13 protein-coding genes are annotated in these 16,289 nt (G+C 39.4%); 2 read left to right on the top strand and 11 right to left on the bottom strand.

Going from position 1 to position 16,289, the window contains the following annotated elements; all coding sequences use genetic code 11:
* Positions 1 to 332: 332 nt before the first annotated feature.
* The 3 genes from HZB59_08590 to HZB59_08580 all read right to left on the bottom strand — a co-directional run bounded on the left by HZB59_08590 (position 333) and on the right by HZB59_08580 (position 2,520).
* A complete protein-coding gene (locus tag HZB59_08590) occupies positions 333 to 1,247 on the bottom strand; it encodes a sulfurtransferase (GenBank protein ID MBI5021479.1) in 915 nt (304 codons plus the stop codon).
* A gap of 33 nt (positions 1,248 to 1,280) precedes the next feature.
* Positions 1,281 to 1,502, bottom strand: coding sequence for a hypothetical protein (locus HZB59_08585; GenBank protein ID MBI5021478.1), 222 nt, complete (start codon positions 1,500 to 1,502; stop codon positions 1,281 to 1,283).
* A gap of 82 nt (positions 1,503 to 1,584) precedes the next feature.
* On the bottom strand, positions 1,585 to 2,520 hold the full coding sequence (locus HZB59_08580) for an HNH endonuclease (protein MBI5021477.1): 936 nt from the start codon (positions 2,518 to 2,520) through the stop codon (positions 1,585 to 1,587).
* A 340-nt stretch (positions 2,521 to 2,860) separates the two neighbouring features.
* Here HZB59_08580 and HZB59_08575 point away from each other — a divergent pair, with 340 nt between their 5' ends.
* On the top strand, positions 2,861 to 5,116 hold the full coding sequence (locus tag HZB59_08575) for a carbohydrate binding family 9 domain-containing protein (GenBank protein ID MBI5021476.1): 2,256 nt from the start codon (positions 2,861 to 2,863) through the stop codon (positions 5,114 to 5,116).
* Positions 5,117 to 5,219: 103 nt separating this feature from the next.
* Here the strand turns inward: HZB59_08575 and HZB59_08570 are convergent, their stop codons facing one another.
* The 4 genes from HZB59_08570 to HZB59_08555 form a co-directional block, all read right to left on the bottom strand.
* Positions 5,220 to 5,771: a lipocalin family protein gene (locus HZB59_08570; protein MBI5021475.1), complete on the bottom strand. Its 552-nt coding sequence runs from the start codon at positions 5,769 to 5,771 to the stop codon at positions 5,220 to 5,222.
* A gap of 139 nt (positions 5,772 to 5,910) precedes the next feature.
* The gene (locus HZB59_08565; protein MBI5021474.1) at positions 5,911 to 7,809 is read right to left on the bottom strand and encodes a S9 family peptidase; all 1,899 of its coding nucleotides are present in this window, start codon (positions 7,807 to 7,809) and stop codon (positions 5,911 to 5,913) included.
* Positions 7,810 to 7,947: 138 nt separating this feature from the next.
* Entirely contained in the window at positions 7,948 to 8,433 is a 486-nt protein-coding gene (locus tag HZB59_08560; protein MBI5021473.1) for a DinB family protein, read from the bottom strand.
* 21 nt (positions 8,434 to 8,454) lie between these two features.
* A complete protein-coding gene (locus tag HZB59_08555) occupies positions 8,455 to 8,889 on the bottom strand; it encodes a hypothetical protein (protein ID MBI5021472.1) in 435 nt (144 codons plus the stop codon).
* Positions 8,890 to 9,042: 153 nt separating this feature from the next.
* Between HZB59_08555 and HZB59_08550 the strand changes: the two genes are divergently transcribed.
* Positions 9,043 to 9,291, top strand: a complete 249-nt coding sequence (locus HZB59_08550; GenBank protein MBI5021471.1) for a hypothetical protein — start codon at positions 9,043 to 9,045, stop codon at positions 9,289 to 9,291.
* A gap of 74 nt (positions 9,292 to 9,365) precedes the next feature.
* Here the strand turns inward: HZB59_08550 and HZB59_08545 are convergent, their stop codons facing one another.
* The 4 genes from HZB59_08545 to HZB59_08530 are packed head-to-tail and all read right to left on the bottom strand — an operon-like array spanning position 9,366 to position 16,282.
* Positions 9,366 to 10,250 carry a DUF362 domain-containing protein gene (locus HZB59_08545; protein ID MBI5021470.1) on the bottom strand — a complete coding sequence of 295 codons (885 nt, stop codon included), beginning with the start codon at positions 10,248 to 10,250 and terminating at the stop codon, positions 9,366 to 9,368.
* A complete protein-coding gene (locus tag HZB59_08540) occupies positions 10,247 to 11,125 on the bottom strand; it encodes a hypothetical protein (GenBank protein MBI5021469.1) in 879 nt (292 codons plus the stop codon). Before HZB59_08540 ends, HZB59_08545 begins: the two co-directional genes overlap by 4 nt.
* Before the next feature lie 23 nt (positions 11,126 to 11,148).
* Complete coding sequence (locus HZB59_08535; protein MBI5021468.1) at positions 11,149 to 14,370, bottom strand: hypothetical protein; 3,222 nt, start codon at positions 14,368 to 14,370, stop codon at positions 11,149 to 11,151.
* A gap of 43 nt (positions 14,371 to 14,413) precedes the next feature.
* Positions 14,414 to 16,282: a hypothetical protein gene (locus HZB59_08530; GenBank protein MBI5021467.1), complete on the bottom strand. Its 1,869-nt coding sequence runs from the start codon at positions 16,280 to 16,282 to the stop codon at positions 14,414 to 14,416.
* Positions 16,283 to 16,289: the final 7 nt, after the last annotated feature.

The raw sequence follows: 16,289 nt of genomic DNA, 5'->3' as shown, positions 1-16,289 counted from the left end.
GATGAATTTCGTTTCTCGGACTGTGTATAAAAACAAAAAACCCACTATGACTGTCATAGTGGGTTTTAATTAAAATTCGATTATATAGAATTATCTATTTTTCATCTATAAGAAAATCCAACCCACTTGATAAAACGCGCCACCACCAGCACAAATTGCTTATGCTTGTCGTTTTTTGTGTGAGTATGGATTTATTGTATAACATTTTGTTTGTGATTATTACTAAATTTAATATAGAATAAATTTTGTCAAGTGTCAAGTGTATTTTGAAATGTTATAAGTGTAGGTTCGATCTTCTCGACCGGATCACTACTTATCGATTCGCAAAATTGTTATTCCTTAACCGAATCCTGCTTTACCGTAATCTCAACCGGTAACTCATCCCTGCTGCTCCAATCTTCAAACGAGCCGTCATACAGATGAGCATTAAAGCCAAGATATCTGGCAACAAGGTAACCAACGCTTGCCGATGCGCCAACACTGCAATATGTAATAACATCGCTCCCCTTTTTAACACCTGCGGTATTGAATATTTCTTCTAACTTTGGTAATGGAAGCAACTTGTTTGTGCTATCCACGAAAGTGGAAGAATTGATATTTACCGCCCCCGGAATATGTCCGTTGCGGGAACCTGCAGCACTGCCCGAACCGCTGTAAAGATTTGGCGGACGTACATCGACAATGGAAAAATTTGATTTGTTTAAATTCGATTTAACAAACTCAGCATCGACAAATACATTTTGTTTGAGATGCGGAGTGAACGTACCGCGTTTTACCGGAAAAATTTCTCTTGAAATTTGCCGCCCCTCCGATTTCCATGCATCGATACCGCCGTCGAGGATTGAAGTTTTATCTTCCATACCTAGATAACCGAGCGTGGCAAAAACACGCGCAACGGCACCAATATTTGCTCCGGTACCGCAAAGTATAATTCGTGAATCGTTTGAGACGCCGAGTCCTTCCAGCAGTGTATCGAGCTGTTCAACAGGCAACATCTCGTAACTCAGATCTGGATTCGACATAGCCATCCATCCGGGCCATAGAAATCGTGCACCCACAATATGACCTTTCTCGTAATCCCGCCGAATCTGCGCAACGTGAAGCATCACAAGCGATGGATCGTTGAGATGTTCCGAGAGCCAGGATGTTGTGACAAAGAGGGTGGGGTTATTGTTTTGTGAAGTGCTTTGTTGTGGGAGAAAGGCGACAGACACAAGCAGAATGAAAAAGAAAAGTATTTTGTTCATAAGAATTCCCTGAGATTTATAAATCCTAAAATTTCAATTTTTATAATGTTGTTTATTTTTAACACTATGTAATTCGACAGCTTTTTCTATTGCAGCCTCAAAAACTGTATCAATATCAGTTGTGAGCCCCCACTCCAAACCTTTTTTTACGGAAAGAAGTTCAGAATCAGTTAACCTGCGCTTGATTAATCTCCTTGCCTCTTCCTGAACCCATCCTACATCAACGTAAAATAGGATCTCTTCATTTTTCATCATAAATATTCTCCAAATTTATCAACATGTATTAACATTAATTTTTATACCATCGCAAATACATCTTTTTCCCCATTATTAATCACTAACCTTTAAACACGTTTTCCTGATGCCATTGAAGAAATTCACTTGCGGGTTGCTCGTCAACTCTCGAGGGCAAAGAAATTAATTGATTTCCATTGTACTTATAATAGTCTCTTCCGTTTTCATATTCTTCTTTTATGCGACGACTAATTTCAATCTGATATTTATTGGTTATTGTCATGTAACCCTGATCGAAAAGGATGTGCAAATCAGCCCTAAGCAATATTCCATTATGAGGTATGTTAGGTCCAGAATCAGCGTAAGGCTTTATATGAGATGCTTCAAGAACGGGTACTGTTTTCTCTCCCGATACGGCACACCTTCTTCCATAAGCATCTATCACCATTGTCCGAAAAGCGCTCTGACCAAAACGTGTTTCAACAAAGTGTTTTGTCCCATATCGGGGTTCTTGTTCAGCAACCCGATCATACTTTTTAGGTTGTTTTCCGATTTCCTGTCTAAACAAAATCGGTTCGACTCGACCCCATAATTCTTTTCCTACTTGATCTGAGGTATCATATCGTTTTCCACGGACTATGTTCGATGACCAATTAGAAGGTACGAGAATCCAGTCCTGACGCTCAAAAAAAAATGGCATCCCAAGAACAACACATCCAATTTCTGGATCAGATATTTTTTGCCTATCTACATTTAAATAAGAGAATATTTTCCTGATGAATACATCATGTTGATCTGTGCCGTTTTTCTCACCAAAAACTTTCCAAACCATTGATAATGGAAGTTTTGTATAACGAACAAAAAATCCTCCACCAACAATATAACTATTAGGTGTATGAAGTTTAAAAAGAAGAGGTTCTCCCATTGATAATGCGGAAAAGGTCTGACCTCCAGGACGCCAAAAATTTACCTCATCTGGTTTCCGTTGTTTCAGGAAGGTAAACCATTCATTATCAGTAACTGCAACGTAAAAGTTCATATAAATATTTTTACTAGAATTTAATGTAATAATTCAACAAGCAAAATACACAAAATTATTATCACCTTCAACCCAACCGGTCATAGTCCCCTTTTCATTTGTTTTATTCTCGACCCCTTTTTTATTTCCCCCTTACAAAGGGGGAAAACCAAAGGGGGTTAGACATTCTGTAGTTCTTCAATCTTCTCATATATTGTTTGAAGAACATCAACATATCCCTTCTCTCATCCTATGAATAAAAAACATCGTGAAACTTTTTTTATAGTAAAATCGTAAATGAAATATAGATGCCTTTGCGGATAAATTTACTAAATCCAACAAACGCTTTACGGGGTGTAATATGAAAACTTTTTTATTCCTTTTCTTGATTATAACTGTATTTATTTCTTCTACAGCTTTTTGCACGGATATTGTACCGCCTAAATACCGCCCGGTGATTAATATTGCAAAAGCGAATGACGAAATTAAAGTTGACGGAAATTTAAACGACCCTGTCTGGAAAATTGCCAACTGGATTACTCATTTTGTAGAGACGTACCCGGGTGACAACACAACGCCCGATGTACAGACAGAAGCTGCATTGATTTACGATGAAAATAATCTTTATATCGCGTTTAATTGCAAAGATGACCCGGGTGCGATTCGCGCTACTATGTCTCAACGGGATCAATTCAACAACGACGATGCCGTGGCTATTTCAATCGATACTTACGGGAATGCATCATGGGCCTATGAATTTTTTGTGAATCCTTACGGTGTTCAAAAGGACTATCTCTGGTCAAGTATCGCCGGTTCTGATCCAGGATTTGACGTAATCTGGGAATCTGCGGCTCATCAAACTGAATCTGGTTATCAGGTGGAAATAGCTATACCTTTCAAGAGTCTCCGCTTTCCCAATAACGATATTCAGACATGGAAAATAAATTTCGGGCGCATTCATCCGCGCGAAAGTTCAAAGAATTATTCCTGGGCTGCTAACGACAGAAACGAGAAGTGCGAACCATGTCAGTGGGGAACATTGACAGGTATAAGCGGTGTCCAGCCTGGTAAAGGGATTGAAATTCTTCCGGCAATGGTCGCTCACCAGTCAGGAAGCTTATCAAATATGCGTGATCCTACTTCAAGTTTTAGCGAGAAAAAAATCAAGGGAGAAGTTTCTATCGGAGCAAAATATTCTATTACCTCCGACGTAACGGCAGAAGCCGCGTACAATCCTGATTTCAGTCAAATTGAAGCAGATGCCGCACAAATAGATGTGAACTCTACCATATCCTTGATGTATCCCGAACGGCGGCCCTTCTTTCAGGAAGGAAGCGACATCTTCAGAACCATGTTTAATTCTTTTTACACAAGAACCGTGAACGACCCGCGTGTAACTGCAAAACTTACGGGCAGAGTTGGAAACACGAGTGTTGCGTATTTGATGGCACAGGATGAAAACACGCCCTACATTATTCCGCTGGACGAAATGAATCTGATGGTTAACTCAGGCAAAAGTTTAGTTAACGTTATCCGAGCAATTCATACAGTCGGAGAAGATTCCAGAGTCGGAGTTATGGTTGGCGACCGCCGGTTTACGAAGAACGGCTTCGGCACTGTTTTATCTTTTGATGGCGATATCCGTCTCTCCAATAATTACAGCTGGTTAGGACAAATCATACAAACATATTCCAAAGAACCAATCGACCCATCTCTCACGAATGATTTCGATGGTATTACATTCGGTCGTGGAAAACATACCGCCATTTTTGACGGTGAATCATTTAACGGCACGGCTCTTATTACCGAACTAAGACGAAATGCTAGAAATTGGAATTTCGTTATTGACTACAATCAGATACATCCGTTATACAGAACCGAGATCGGTTACGACCCGGTGGTGAACCACAGAACCGGCAGCATATACACAGGTTATACCTTTTATCCTGAAAATAGCATCTTCACACAAATAACTCCGCAGGGTAATGTTTTAAGCAGATGGAGTTTTGATGGAATCAAAAAAATTGAGCGTATCAATTTGGGTGGATACATAGGTTTGAAGTTCGCCCAAACAAATATTAATTTTAATTTCGGGCAAGGGTCCGAATTATTTAATGAAGTGATGTTTAAAAACCTCTGGCGAGTATCTGCCAACATCGGCAGTCGGTTTAGCAGTATGATCGGTTTAAATATCGGAGCAAACTATGGAAAGGGGATTGCCTACTGGGCAATGTCGAAAGGAAACCAAACCGGACTGAGTGCTACTCTCAACATCAAACCGATAGATAGACTCACAATAGATCAATCGGTAAATTATTCGAAAAGTACTGATATCGAAACTGGAGAGGAATTTTTTAAGGGATATATTACGAGAACGAGATTTCAATTTCAATTCAACAAGGAATTTTCTTTAAGGTTAGTTGGACAGTTCAACGACTTTAATAAGAAATGGGACATTGATCCGTTAGTAACGTACAGACTAAGTCCGTTTTCAGTGTTATATGTTGGTTCTACATATGATTACCAGCACTATGATGCGAATGATATGCACGAATCAACTTGGAAGATATCTTCAAGACAATACTTTATGAAATTGCAATACTTATTCCAGATATAAAGAATAAATATTACTCCATTGAAAAGGGATTAAGGGGTGTGTCGGTCCACGGCCACCCCCAACCTTCTTTTTCACTGCTTCTATAAGTCGGAACGTTTCGCTCTCACTGTGTTTGCTTCGTCCACATTATCTTCTCAACATCAAAACCTTTTTCCTTCATCCTGCCGAGAATTCCTTGTAAAATATTTTCATCCATTTTCGGAGTGCGGGAAAGAATCCACAGATATTCTCTGTCGGGTTCACCGATCACAGCATAAGTGTAAGAAGTATCAATCTCCAATATCCAGTAGTTGCCCCAAACAAACGGCAGGAACGAAAGTATTGCTGGCGCAAAACGCACTTTCAGTTTGGAATTCGGTTCATCGTCGCTTGCTCTTTTTGCCTTTCCTTCCGCCTCAGATATCTCTCCATTTTCCTTGCGGCATCGGTTCACTACTTTTATCTGCCCGTCATCGAGCAACGTGTAAGTGGCAACTACATCGCTTGCACATTTGGTTTGAAAACTGTTTGGTAACCGCGCAATCTCACACCATACCCCGCAGTATCGCGCAAGATCAACAGAAGGAACAACCTCAAGCGGCTGTTTGGATTTATCCTGCGCTTTTAACAAAGCTGAAATAATAACCATTGATAGTAAACAAATAATGAATTTCATGATATGGGTTCCTTTCTATTGAAGTTACCAAAATAAATACAAGCCAGCAAACTTTTAACCGATTAAAGAGATGATAATAATTGGGTATAAAACAAAAATGCCCCGCTCAATATCGAACGGGGCATCGTATATAACTTTATTACCTCTGGTCGAGCAAATGTTTTGCTAAAAACTTTTCCATAGCTTCGTAGAAATCGAAACGATTTTCTTCGTTACGGAATCCATGCCCTTCGTTTTCCTTTACGAGGTATGGAACATCGATCCCCTTCTTCTTCAACGCATCCACTATTTGATTCGACTCGTTGATATTAACGCGCGGATCCTTTGCGCCCTGCGCTACCAGAAGCGGCGCTTTAATTTTATCCACATGAAATACCGGCGATGATGAAGCCAGCATTACACTGTCTTTCTGCATATCTCCAACCATCTCGTAAAACATATCGAGATAAGGTTTCCAGTACGGTGGAATGGTTTTCATGAACGTGAACAAATTAGATACACCGACGTAATCAACACCGCAGGCATACAGCTCGGGCGTGAATGCAAGTCCTGCAAGCGTGGCATAACCGCCGTAACTCCCGCCGTAAATCGCAACACGTTTCGGATCGGCGATACCCTGACTGATGAGCCATTTCACGCCGTCGGAAATATCGTCCTGCATAGTTTTTCCCCATTCCTTGAAAGATATTTCCCAGAATTTTTTTCCATAACCGGTAGAACCGCGGAAGTTCATTTGCAGTACCGCATAACCGCGGTTTGCTAAAAATTGTACTTCTGAATTAAACCTCCACATGTCGCGCGCCCACGGTCCGCCATGCGGATTGACAATTACAGGAAGGTTTTTTGCATCCTTGCCTTTGGGCAATGTAAGATAACCATAAATAGTCAATCCGTCGCGGGATTTATATTCGATAGGTTTCATCTCAGCCATATCTTTTTCTTCGAGCCACGGAGAACGGTCTGCGAGTTTCGTAAGTTTATCCGACTTTTTCTCGTAAAGATAGAACGAGCCGCGTGTTCTGTCGCTCGATGTTGAAACTGTAAATACTTCCTCATTCTTGTCGCTGGAAACAACCGTTACTTCATATCCGGGAAGTTTCTTTTCAAGCTTTGAGTATAAGTCTTCGGTTTCTTTATCAAGAAATTTATGTTCAATCTTCCATGTTACGTAACCTATTTCGGTCAAAACTTTCCTCAATCGTGAATAATCCATACCGTTAACATCAACATCATCGCGTTCGTATAATACTTTCACTTCTTTTTTATTGGCGATGTCATACTCGACGATTGCAGTTTTATCTCTGCCGAGATTTGATACGGCATAAATATTTTTGTTATCAAAAGTAAAGAATAACGGTCCAAATGACTCCTTAAAATTTGTAGTCATAACATTTTGGAATTGATCCTTCTCGGTATCGCGGTAGAGTATGCTTGTGTTGACACCGTCTGTTGTTGTGGCAATCCTGATGTTCCCGTCATGATCGGTAACCCATCCTGTAATGTTTCCCGGATTTTCGGCTACCATTTTTAATTCGCCAGTAACCGTATTGAGCCGGTACACGTCGAATATTTCACGGTTACGCTTATTCATACCTATCAGCACATCTGTTGGATGATCTTTTAAATCATCAACAACGTCAACGCGCACACTGTCAAATGGTGTAAGATCTTTCATCTCTTTACCTTCACGGTCGACCGCGAAAAGATGGAAGTTTTCATCTCCGCCGAAATCTTTTACAAACAATAAACGATCGCTCCCTTTCCAGAAATATCCGGAAAGATCACGGTCGGTGACTGAAGTGATTCGTTTTGCCTTACCACCCGATATTGATTGTACGAAAATGTTCATGCGTCTCTCATAAGGTTCAACATGAGCGACATATTTACCATTCGGTGAAATCGTAAATCCTGATTTTTCAGGATTCTTGAAGAAATCCCGCATCGGAATTTTTTTTGGAGTTTGAGCTAATGATGAAGCAGTGAAAGCTAATATGCACATCATTAAAACGATGACAGTGAAATTGTTTATTAATCTCATAAAAGTTACCTTTACATTATGAATTGATGGTGAATTTATAAATTGAGTTACATTGTTGTGGAGAAGCGATTTTTACATTCCTTCATGTCTACGTTAAAATCGGCAAAGTGTTGCTGATTCACTCTTTACCGTTTTTTTCTATTTCCATATCGCTTCCGGCTTACCTTTCCAGAGCCATGCGATAAAATCCGTCAGCGGGGGATCTCCGCCTAACTCTCGCAAACGCGCTGCATTCTGCCCGCGGTGATAATGACTGTGCATCGCGGCTTGAGTGAGCGCTTGTTCGATCGTTATGCTCAGAGGCGGATCTTTGAACCATGGTATTGTAACATTCTCGGCAAATTTCTCTTCAGTTAAATTACATATAAAATTCTTCGATATTTTATGACAACTAATTGCCCACTCTTTAAGTGCCGCCATGTCGGGAAAATCTTCAAACTTTCTCAGATCATATTTTTCTTTGCCGACAATTCTCAAGAAGGCACGCTGTACCAGATGAACGTGGTACAAACGTTTGCGAATTGTTTCATCTTCAGATGCTGCGGGGTGTGCCTCCAGTGCTTTCCAGTGTTCAGCGTCTGCCCAGGCTTGGTGACCGTATAACTCATTCAGTTGGTTGATCATCAATAATTCCTTCTAATACTTTTAAACTCTGTAGTAATCTTCTTTCCAATTCTTCACCGCTCGCTTGATATCATCTTCAGACAATTTTTCTTCAACCGCTCTTTTTGCCAATACAACAAACTCATCATCCGGCGCGAAGCGCAAACCGATAATTTGCCTGACCGTTAGTTTCGGATCAAGCGGTTTACCGGTTAAAATAAAGTGGCGGAGATTCTCTTCAGCTCGAATGGCACGATCTTGCGCTTTAAGAGCGAATGAGCGTGAATAGAAAAATAACATCAGCAAGCAGATGCTCACCACAAAAAGCAACGAAGCGCTGTAAACACGCGTATGATCACCGAATGATTTCCACAGGTTTACTGCCGATCCGCCAAGAAGAAGAATAACGAGCAAAAATAGGATGCCGTGAAATCCAAACACCCAGCGTCTATGATTCTTGTAACTCTGTTTTTCCATTATAAATTCCCTTGTTTTAATGAAAGATTAATGATTATACTTTATCCGTGATATTGTAACGATATTTATTCATTTTATCAATAAAATAGATTTGTTAACATTGATGAAATTATTTACATTCCATAAGACGATATCAACATGTCAGGAGCAAATATGATTATGTTATTGATATTAAGTAAATCCATTCCCGACGTAGGCATCACGATAATATTTTTAATAGCCCTTCTTCTAATTCTGATGGCAATTAATGATTTAATTGAATGGCTTATGAAGAAACCGTGGAAAAGGAACCGCCCACCCGCTGTTTCTATTGAAGAGAATCAGATCAGTACCGATATTCAAGAAAACAAAACCGAAAATGAAGAGGATTTCAAAAGGCAACTCGCCACGACGAGTAACTAATTTTGCTTTTGACTTCCTGTAAACAAAAGAAAAACTTTAATTCATCGAGTAATTTTTTAAACGTATAAAATTATCTATATCAACACTCCATCATTCCACCCGAGTTTGAGTAGGTCGATTTTCTTCATATCTGCTACACCAACACCGTGCTTCTGTTCCGCCGCTGCTATATGTTTCGGTGCCGGACGTATCGGTAAATCTTCTTTGAAATACAGTCTACGTTTCGCTTCGATTATTTTTAAACCGACAGCATCGAGCGCCACCGGATCTGTGCCGACAAGTATCCCCTTGTACTGCCAGATAAATTCTTTATCGAAGTGATGTGGTCCCAAACAATTGAATTGCGGCGTCATCATTAAGAGAACATGTAGCCGTGTTTTACCTTTCACTATCGGAAGTTTAAACAAACTTCCAAGATCAACACACGAATCAGGGTGAAGATCCGACGGTTCCGGAGTGAACATGATATAATTTTTCAGACATCCGCTCACACCCGCCCAATGATGTGCCCGCATCGCACGTGCATTGATAAGCGCGGTAGCTTTTTGGAAAACCGGATTGCTCAACACTCCCTGATCGTCTATGCTTATATTTTCTTCTTTAACACCAACACTCTTCAGTCGTGCTTTTAGCGTGTTCTCAACTTCAGGCGGAGTGGGCAAATACTTCCATGTGTTAGATTTTATACCAACAATATCGGCCGGTTTGAAAATCTGTTTCCATGCCGCATCGGAAGTTTTAGTATCAAACAATTTTACCGTCGCCTCATCAAGCATCTGCCCGAAAATATTTTGGTTAACATTCCCGTTTTTATCGACAATACTTTGGTTACGGATAAGTATAACCTTTGATTTCTTTTCAACTGTTTGATTTGCGAATAATGGCGCTCCGGTTGTTGCTATTATTGCCGCGGCACCTGTTTTGCGGAGAAAATCCCGCCGGGTTATTATATGTGTCATGATAATCTCCTTTTGAATGTATCAATTATAATCGCTGCTTGTTCTTTTGTCGGTGAATCGAAATTTATGAGTAAATAGTTTTTCTGCTTCGAACAGGCTGTCCACTTTTTGTTTTCCGTTTCAATTACTCCCTTCTCTTTTGCATCAGGCATATAATGTGTGAGAAAACTATTGTAAGCTAAATCGGCCTGTGCATTATCCGGATAACTTATCAGCAAAAAAGTGCTTTTATCGTTCTTCAATTTTACAAGAACGCCATCGGTGCTGTCGTTCAGATTCAATATATTCTTATCGGCAACAAAAAAATGTATGTTCAGAATTTCATATCGGAAGAAATACCGGATGCTTTTTTCTTCAATTTTATTTATCGGTAGGTAACCGATGATTTCGGGCATTGTTCCATTGCCCGGTATCGCATTTGAAATTGATTTACCGATATCAAATACCATTTGCGATACTTTGTTGTTTTCTTTTTCGATTTGGACACAGACGAAATATTTATTTTTCCAGAAAGTTAATAAACCGAGTTTGTATTCTCCGCTCTGCCCGATTGAAACACCTGTTCCGCGACCCTGCATATAAGTAAATACTCCGTACGCATTCCGTGCCGAACCCATATCGAATATTTCAACCAGAATTTCTTCATTGCCCTGACAAGCATACCGCTGGACAGTTAGATTTTGAAAATTGTAGGAGCGGTATATTTCACCCGCTCCATCCATATAATCAAATATTTCTTCGCCGGAATAGTATCTTGCCGTGTCCGACATTTCCCATCCGTTTATTTTTCCCGGCAGCAATTCGCGTGTTTTAATTTGTGAAAACATATAATTCGGTAAAATTATGAGAACGATAAATACAATTATTTTAAACATGATGATCCTTTAATTCTTTTTATTCAACGGTAATATACTTTGATTGTTACAACACCATGTTTTTTTGTCGGCACTTTTATGCTGTTTCCGCTAACCGGTATGACGTCACCATTTTCTTCCATGAAATTAGAGACAACAGCTTTTTTAGGACTCTTCTGTAATGTCAATGTTGCTTCCGATTCTGCGCCTATTGCATCGTACCACTGATAAATCCAAGCCTCCGCACCTTCCGCTTTTTTTATGCTTGTAAGAATAAGATTGTCCGGTGATATTTTAACAAGTGCTTGTTCAGTTGATAGTTTTCCATTTTGTTTTTCAGTTATCACTGCAATCATCGGAGTGTTATATTCATACCCGCGCTGTACTGTTTTTGCATCTTCCCATTTTCCTGCGTGAGGATAAAGCGAGTATTGGATGGAATGTTTTCCTCTGTCCGCAGTCGGATCGGGCCAGACTGGTGAGCGAAGAAGTGAAAGCCGAATTACGTTTCCTTTAATATCGTATCCATATTTTGAATTGTTAAGCAAGCTAATACCGTAATCGGACTGAGATAAATCTGCCCAGCGGGATGCGGGAACTTCCACTTTCGCGCTGTCTAAACTGTTCCGCCACTCGGTTGAACGTCGTACCGTTCCATATGGAATTTCATAAGTCGCAATTTTACTTTGAACGTTGACCGGGAAAGCAACCTTGAGCATGGTTTTTTCTTCCCACCAATCTACGTTTGTTGTAAAATCAATTCGATCAATGCCATTGTGCAGCGATATATCCTGTGTAAAAAATGAATTCGGATATTCCGCTGCCGGATATTCTTTTTTAACTCCCGGCTTCAGATAATCGCGTGTAACTCTGATGGTTTTCTGCACCGGACCATTTTCAATCCATTCTATTTTTCTCAATTTTGTAGGATATTGAACCCCCGTTAAACCAACATTCCACGCATCCCAAGCCGCAGGTTTATCTTCCAACATTTGCAGTTCATTCCCGGATCCTGACATTAACTCTCTTCCGTTCCGCTTGTCTATAATACTCTTCAACCATCCCGTTGCATCATCAATCTTAACGATGAAGAATTCATTTTCAATTATATAATTAGAATTTGCAATTTTATTTTCTTTAATGATTTTATTTTTTACCAGTGAAAAAGTTTTATATCCCAAAGATGGAACATCTGTGGCTTTAAAAAGTATAGTTCGATGATATTTTTCTTTTTGGATAATCTGAGATTCTATTTCTTTTCCTGGTATCTCAGTAACAGCGTAATTATTATCATCGCCTTCAGGCAGATCAAGCGAAACAACATCCGACCGCGTCCACGAAAGTGGATTAAAAACAACAACCGGTTTGCCTTTCACTTTGGCTGTATTGATTTGTTTTGAAATATAACCGAGAGATTTTTCTAATTCGTACGATCCTGTTGCATCTGCCAATTTGTATCTTTCAGGTGAATCAATATAAACTTCGCGTATGCTCGATCCGGGAAGAATGTCGTGGAATTGGTTGAAGAGAACATTCTTCCATGCATCTTCAATATCAACGGAATTATAATTTCGTCCGTACAAAGAAGCAAGAGAAGAAAACTTTTCCGCATTGGTCAACAGCACTTCGCTTTTGCGGTTCCACTCTTTGCTATTCGCCTGAGTAGTAAATGTTCCCTGGTGATATTCGAGGTACAATTCATCTTTCCAAACAGGAAGAGTAGATAAATTTTGTCTTTTCAGCCAATCAAGATATTGAGTCGTTGTTCCGTATTCTATCGTCGGATAAATATCGAGCTTCTTCAATCTTTCAATGCGATCAATCATATCGTCAGTTGGTCCACCGCCATGATCGCCGACGCCGAAGAGAATCATCATCTTCGTGAATCCTGTATTCGCGTCGAACTGCCGCACCCAATCTACCAAGCGATGAGGATCGTCGACAGTGTTCACATAATCGAACGGAAAATAACTCAGCACTCGAGAGCCATCGGGACTTTCCCACCAAAACGCACGGTATGGGAAAACATTTGTCTCGTTCCAGCCGATCTTTTGCGTCACGAACGCGTCAATACCGGCATTTATATAAAACATCGGCATATTCCAATTGTAGCCGAACGAATCGGGATTCCAACCGATTTTAACATCAACTCCAAATTTCTCTTTAAAATATTTTTTTGCATAAAGTAATTGCCGCGCCCACGATTCCCCGCTTGGCAGGTTGCAATCGGGTTCAATCCACATACCGCCTATAATTTCCCACCGACCATCTTTAACACGCGGAACTATTCTTTTGTAAACTTCAGGATAAAGTTTCTCCATCCAGTCATAGTATGAGGCTGAACTTTGTGTGAATGTAAAATCGGGTCGTGCATCCATCATATTTAACACAGATGTAAAAGTATTTTTACAGACTTCTATTGTTTCTCTCTCACGCCACAACCAAGCGGCATCAATATGCGCATTCGCATCGAAGAACAACGTGTATCGTTTTGCGAATTCACCTATAGGTTTTAATTGCGATTTTACTTTATCGAGTGATTGAATGAATTTTTGCAGAGAACCTGCGGCAAGCGATTGAACATCGACATCAGCGGCAAGTTTTTGCAAAAGAGTGTTCAGTTTGATTTTTTCTTCACGAACCATCACTGACTTATCGGTGCCCGGATCTTGTTTTCTCCTCGCGTTTGTTTGATAGGTATCGAAACTCAGAAGTTTTTGTCCAACTTTCATACTCAGCATAAAATCTTTTATTGTTTTACTGATTTCTTCAGACTGTTTCGATTCTGCATATGCTCTTATGAGACGAAGTGGTCCGCCTGTATTGATTGCTTTTATCGCAATTAAAAACTTCTGTCCCGGCTTTGCATCATTGGTCAACTCAAAATCACCATCCCACGGAAAATATCCTTTACCTTCACCGTTCACCCAGAGATATCCGTAATCATCCACCGAAACGATAATTTTAATCGATCCCGAAACCGTTTGACCGAGAATATTTTCCGGTATCACAATTTCTTTTCGAAACCAACATGAATCGAAAGTGAGTCGATCATTCAGTTTATAGTTTCCCCATTGTGAATCGTTAAATTCTTGTTTGGTCGGATCTCCGACTACAGGAATTTTCAAATCGGCACTGACTTTCCAATTGTTGTAAGATAATATTCCAAGCGAATCGAGTGAAGTTGCTAGTATATCAACATCGGTCTGCGCAATTATCGCGTGTGGGACAAAACAAATCATTAAAAGAAAGAAAAATGTTTTCATGATAAATCCTTTCTGAATAAAAACAACTACACAATGATTATCTTTATTTTTCCTGAATTAATTTTTGCACTGCTGATCTATCAGGTGTATTCGGATTCATGTTTAAATATGATTTAATGTATATTTTCATATTCACGCTGTCGTTCATCGCTCTGAACGCGAGCCCCGCACTTAAATAAGAAGCGGGATTGTTATTGTCGATCGAGATGGCACACAGAAAATATGAAACGGCTTTCGAATATTGTTTGGTCTCAAAATTCGCTTCACCAAGTCTTTGGAATAAATCCCAATTTTTTGCCCCCGCCATAACAGCTTTTTCTAGGAACTTCATCTCTTCTTCTGTATTATTCATCAAGAAGTAAACGTGTGCTATCCCCTGCAGAATCCTTGTGTTTGACGAATCAATTTGTATATATTTTTTATAATATTTGAGCGAATTTTCCCCGTCCATTCTACCGCGATGATAAATCGCTAGTTCTTCATATCCTGCAAGCATCGCTTCTTTACTCCAGAATCGTGAATCCGATAGAGTTTCGAATCTTTTCAACGATGCGCTTTCGTTAGCATTAACCGAAATCCAGGCAGCAGTATGAATTATTGAAATTATAACAATCATTGTTAGCAATTTATTTTTTTCGGTATGATCAAATTCAATTTTGTTCCATGCGTATCCCGCTAAAACAATTATTCCGAGCAAGAAAGGAGCGATCAAATCCCAATCGCGACTCATCCCGATTCTAAAATTAAGAACAGCAGTAAAAACAATTCCGCCTGCCGCTATCACCGATAAAAACAAAATTATTCTATCACCTTTGAATATCTGTTTTAAAAGAGAAGGTAATAATATGATAACGGTAATAAGAGCAAAAGGAGAAATCAATATCTGAATATTGATATTATTGATTAAATGCCCCCAACTGATAAATTGATAATCCTGACCAGATGTGAATTGAATAAACCGGTTTGAACTCTGAAAAAGTTGATCGGTAAATATTTTGGACGAATAACCAAACAACCAAAGGAGAGCAGCGATGGTGATTATTGTAGCGCCAATTGAGGTGACAATTTCTTTTATTTTATTCGCTCTATAAGAATGATAATAAAGAACGATTAATGCCGGAGCAATAATAAATACACCGAAATGAGAGACAAAAAGAAAACCGTAAACGACCGACGGATAAAGCAAATCAATTTCATTTTCCAAATATTTAAGCGAGCTCCAGAGGAACAATAGCATAAACAAATATAGGAGAGAATAGTTTTCCACATAACCGAAAAACAATTGTGTCCCACCCGATGCGAAGAAGAATAAAGCTAATAATAAACGGGTAACAAAATCTGATGTAATGATTTTGGCAATAGACCAAATAAAGAATAATGATATCAACCCGCTTAATATACTGATTATTATGAATGGGATTTCCGGAATAATTGACGGGCTGAATGCGCGCAGAAATTGCCACAACTTTCCGACCAAAATAAATGGAAGAGGTTCGTTTCTGGTGAAATAATGATCGCTCACATTTTGAAGCGTCGGCAATATCCTAAGCATCAGATAGCCATCTCCAAGGAGAAATATTTTTTCTTTTACCATCCAGCAAATCAATGCGAATAAAAAAAATATCGTGGTTAATATCAATCTACGATAAAACCTTGAAAGAGAACTGAACTGTTTTATTGTATTATCCAATCGATAAATTATTTTTTGCTGAATCGATGGAAGCAAAGAAACCGTCATCATCAACCATCCGACAACAACAAACATAATATTTAGAAAACCGAAATGATGAAAGCCCCAATTCCAGGATGATGGAGCGCCAGCACCCATGAAATGAAATATTAATATCGTTCCTCCGATAAATGAAAAATCAATTGAAAGGTTCTTTGATTCAGATGTTAGAGGAGAATCCATTGGCGAA

The sequence above is a fragment of the Ignavibacteriales bacterium genome (assembly GCA_016214905.1).
Taxonomy (GTDB): domain Bacteria; phylum Bacteroidota; class Ignavibacteria; order UBA10030; family SZUA-254; genus PNNN01.
This window is presented reverse-complemented; position numbering and strand designations above follow the sequence as displayed.

Excerpts from the sequence above, each read along its gene's own strand:
- HZB59_08590 (MBI5021479.1), bottom strand. The coding sequence starts at position 1,247 with ATGAACAAAATACTTTTCTTTTTCATTCTGCTTGTGTCTGTCGCCTTT.
- HZB59_08585 (MBI5021478.1), bottom strand. The coding sequence starts at position 1,502 with ATGATGAAAAATGAAGAGATCCTATTTTACGTTGATGTAGGATGGGTT.
- HZB59_08580 (MBI5021477.1), bottom strand. The coding sequence starts at position 2,520 with ATGAACTTTTACGTTGCAGTTACTGATAATGAATGGTTTACCTTCCTG.
- HZB59_08575 (MBI5021476.1), top strand. The coding sequence starts at position 2,861 with ATGAAAACTTTTTTATTCCTTTTCTTGATTATAACTGTATTTATTTCT.
- HZB59_08570 (MBI5021475.1), bottom strand. The coding sequence starts at position 5,771 with ATGAAATTCATTATTTGTTTACTATCAATGGTTATTATTTCAGCTTTG.
- HZB59_08565 (MBI5021474.1), bottom strand. The coding sequence starts at position 7,809 with ATGAGATTAATAAACAATTTCACTGTCATCGTTTTAATGATGTGCATA.
- HZB59_08560 (MBI5021473.1), bottom strand. The coding sequence starts at position 8,433 with ATGATCAACCAACTGAATGAGTTATACGGTCACCAAGCCTGGGCAGAC.
- HZB59_08555 (MBI5021472.1), bottom strand. The coding sequence starts at position 8,889 with ATGGAAAAACAGAGTTACAAGAATCATAGACGCTGGGTGTTTGGATTT.
- HZB59_08550 (MBI5021471.1), top strand. The coding sequence starts at position 9,043 with ATGATTATGTTATTGATATTAAGTAAATCCATTCCCGACGTAGGCATC.
- HZB59_08545 (MBI5021470.1), bottom strand. The coding sequence starts at position 10,250 with ATGACACATATAATAACCCGGCGGGATTTTCTCCGCAAAACAGGTGCC.
- HZB59_08540 (MBI5021469.1), bottom strand. The coding sequence starts at position 11,125 with ATGTTTAAAATAATTGTATTTATCGTTCTCATAATTTTACCGAATTAT.
- HZB59_08535 (MBI5021468.1), bottom strand. The coding sequence starts at position 14,370 with ATGAAAACATTTTTCTTTCTTTTAATGATTTGTTTTGTCCCACACGCG.
- HZB59_08530 (MBI5021467.1), bottom strand. The coding sequence starts at position 16,282 with ATGGATTCTCCTCTAACATCTGAATCAAAGAACCTTTCAATTGATTTT.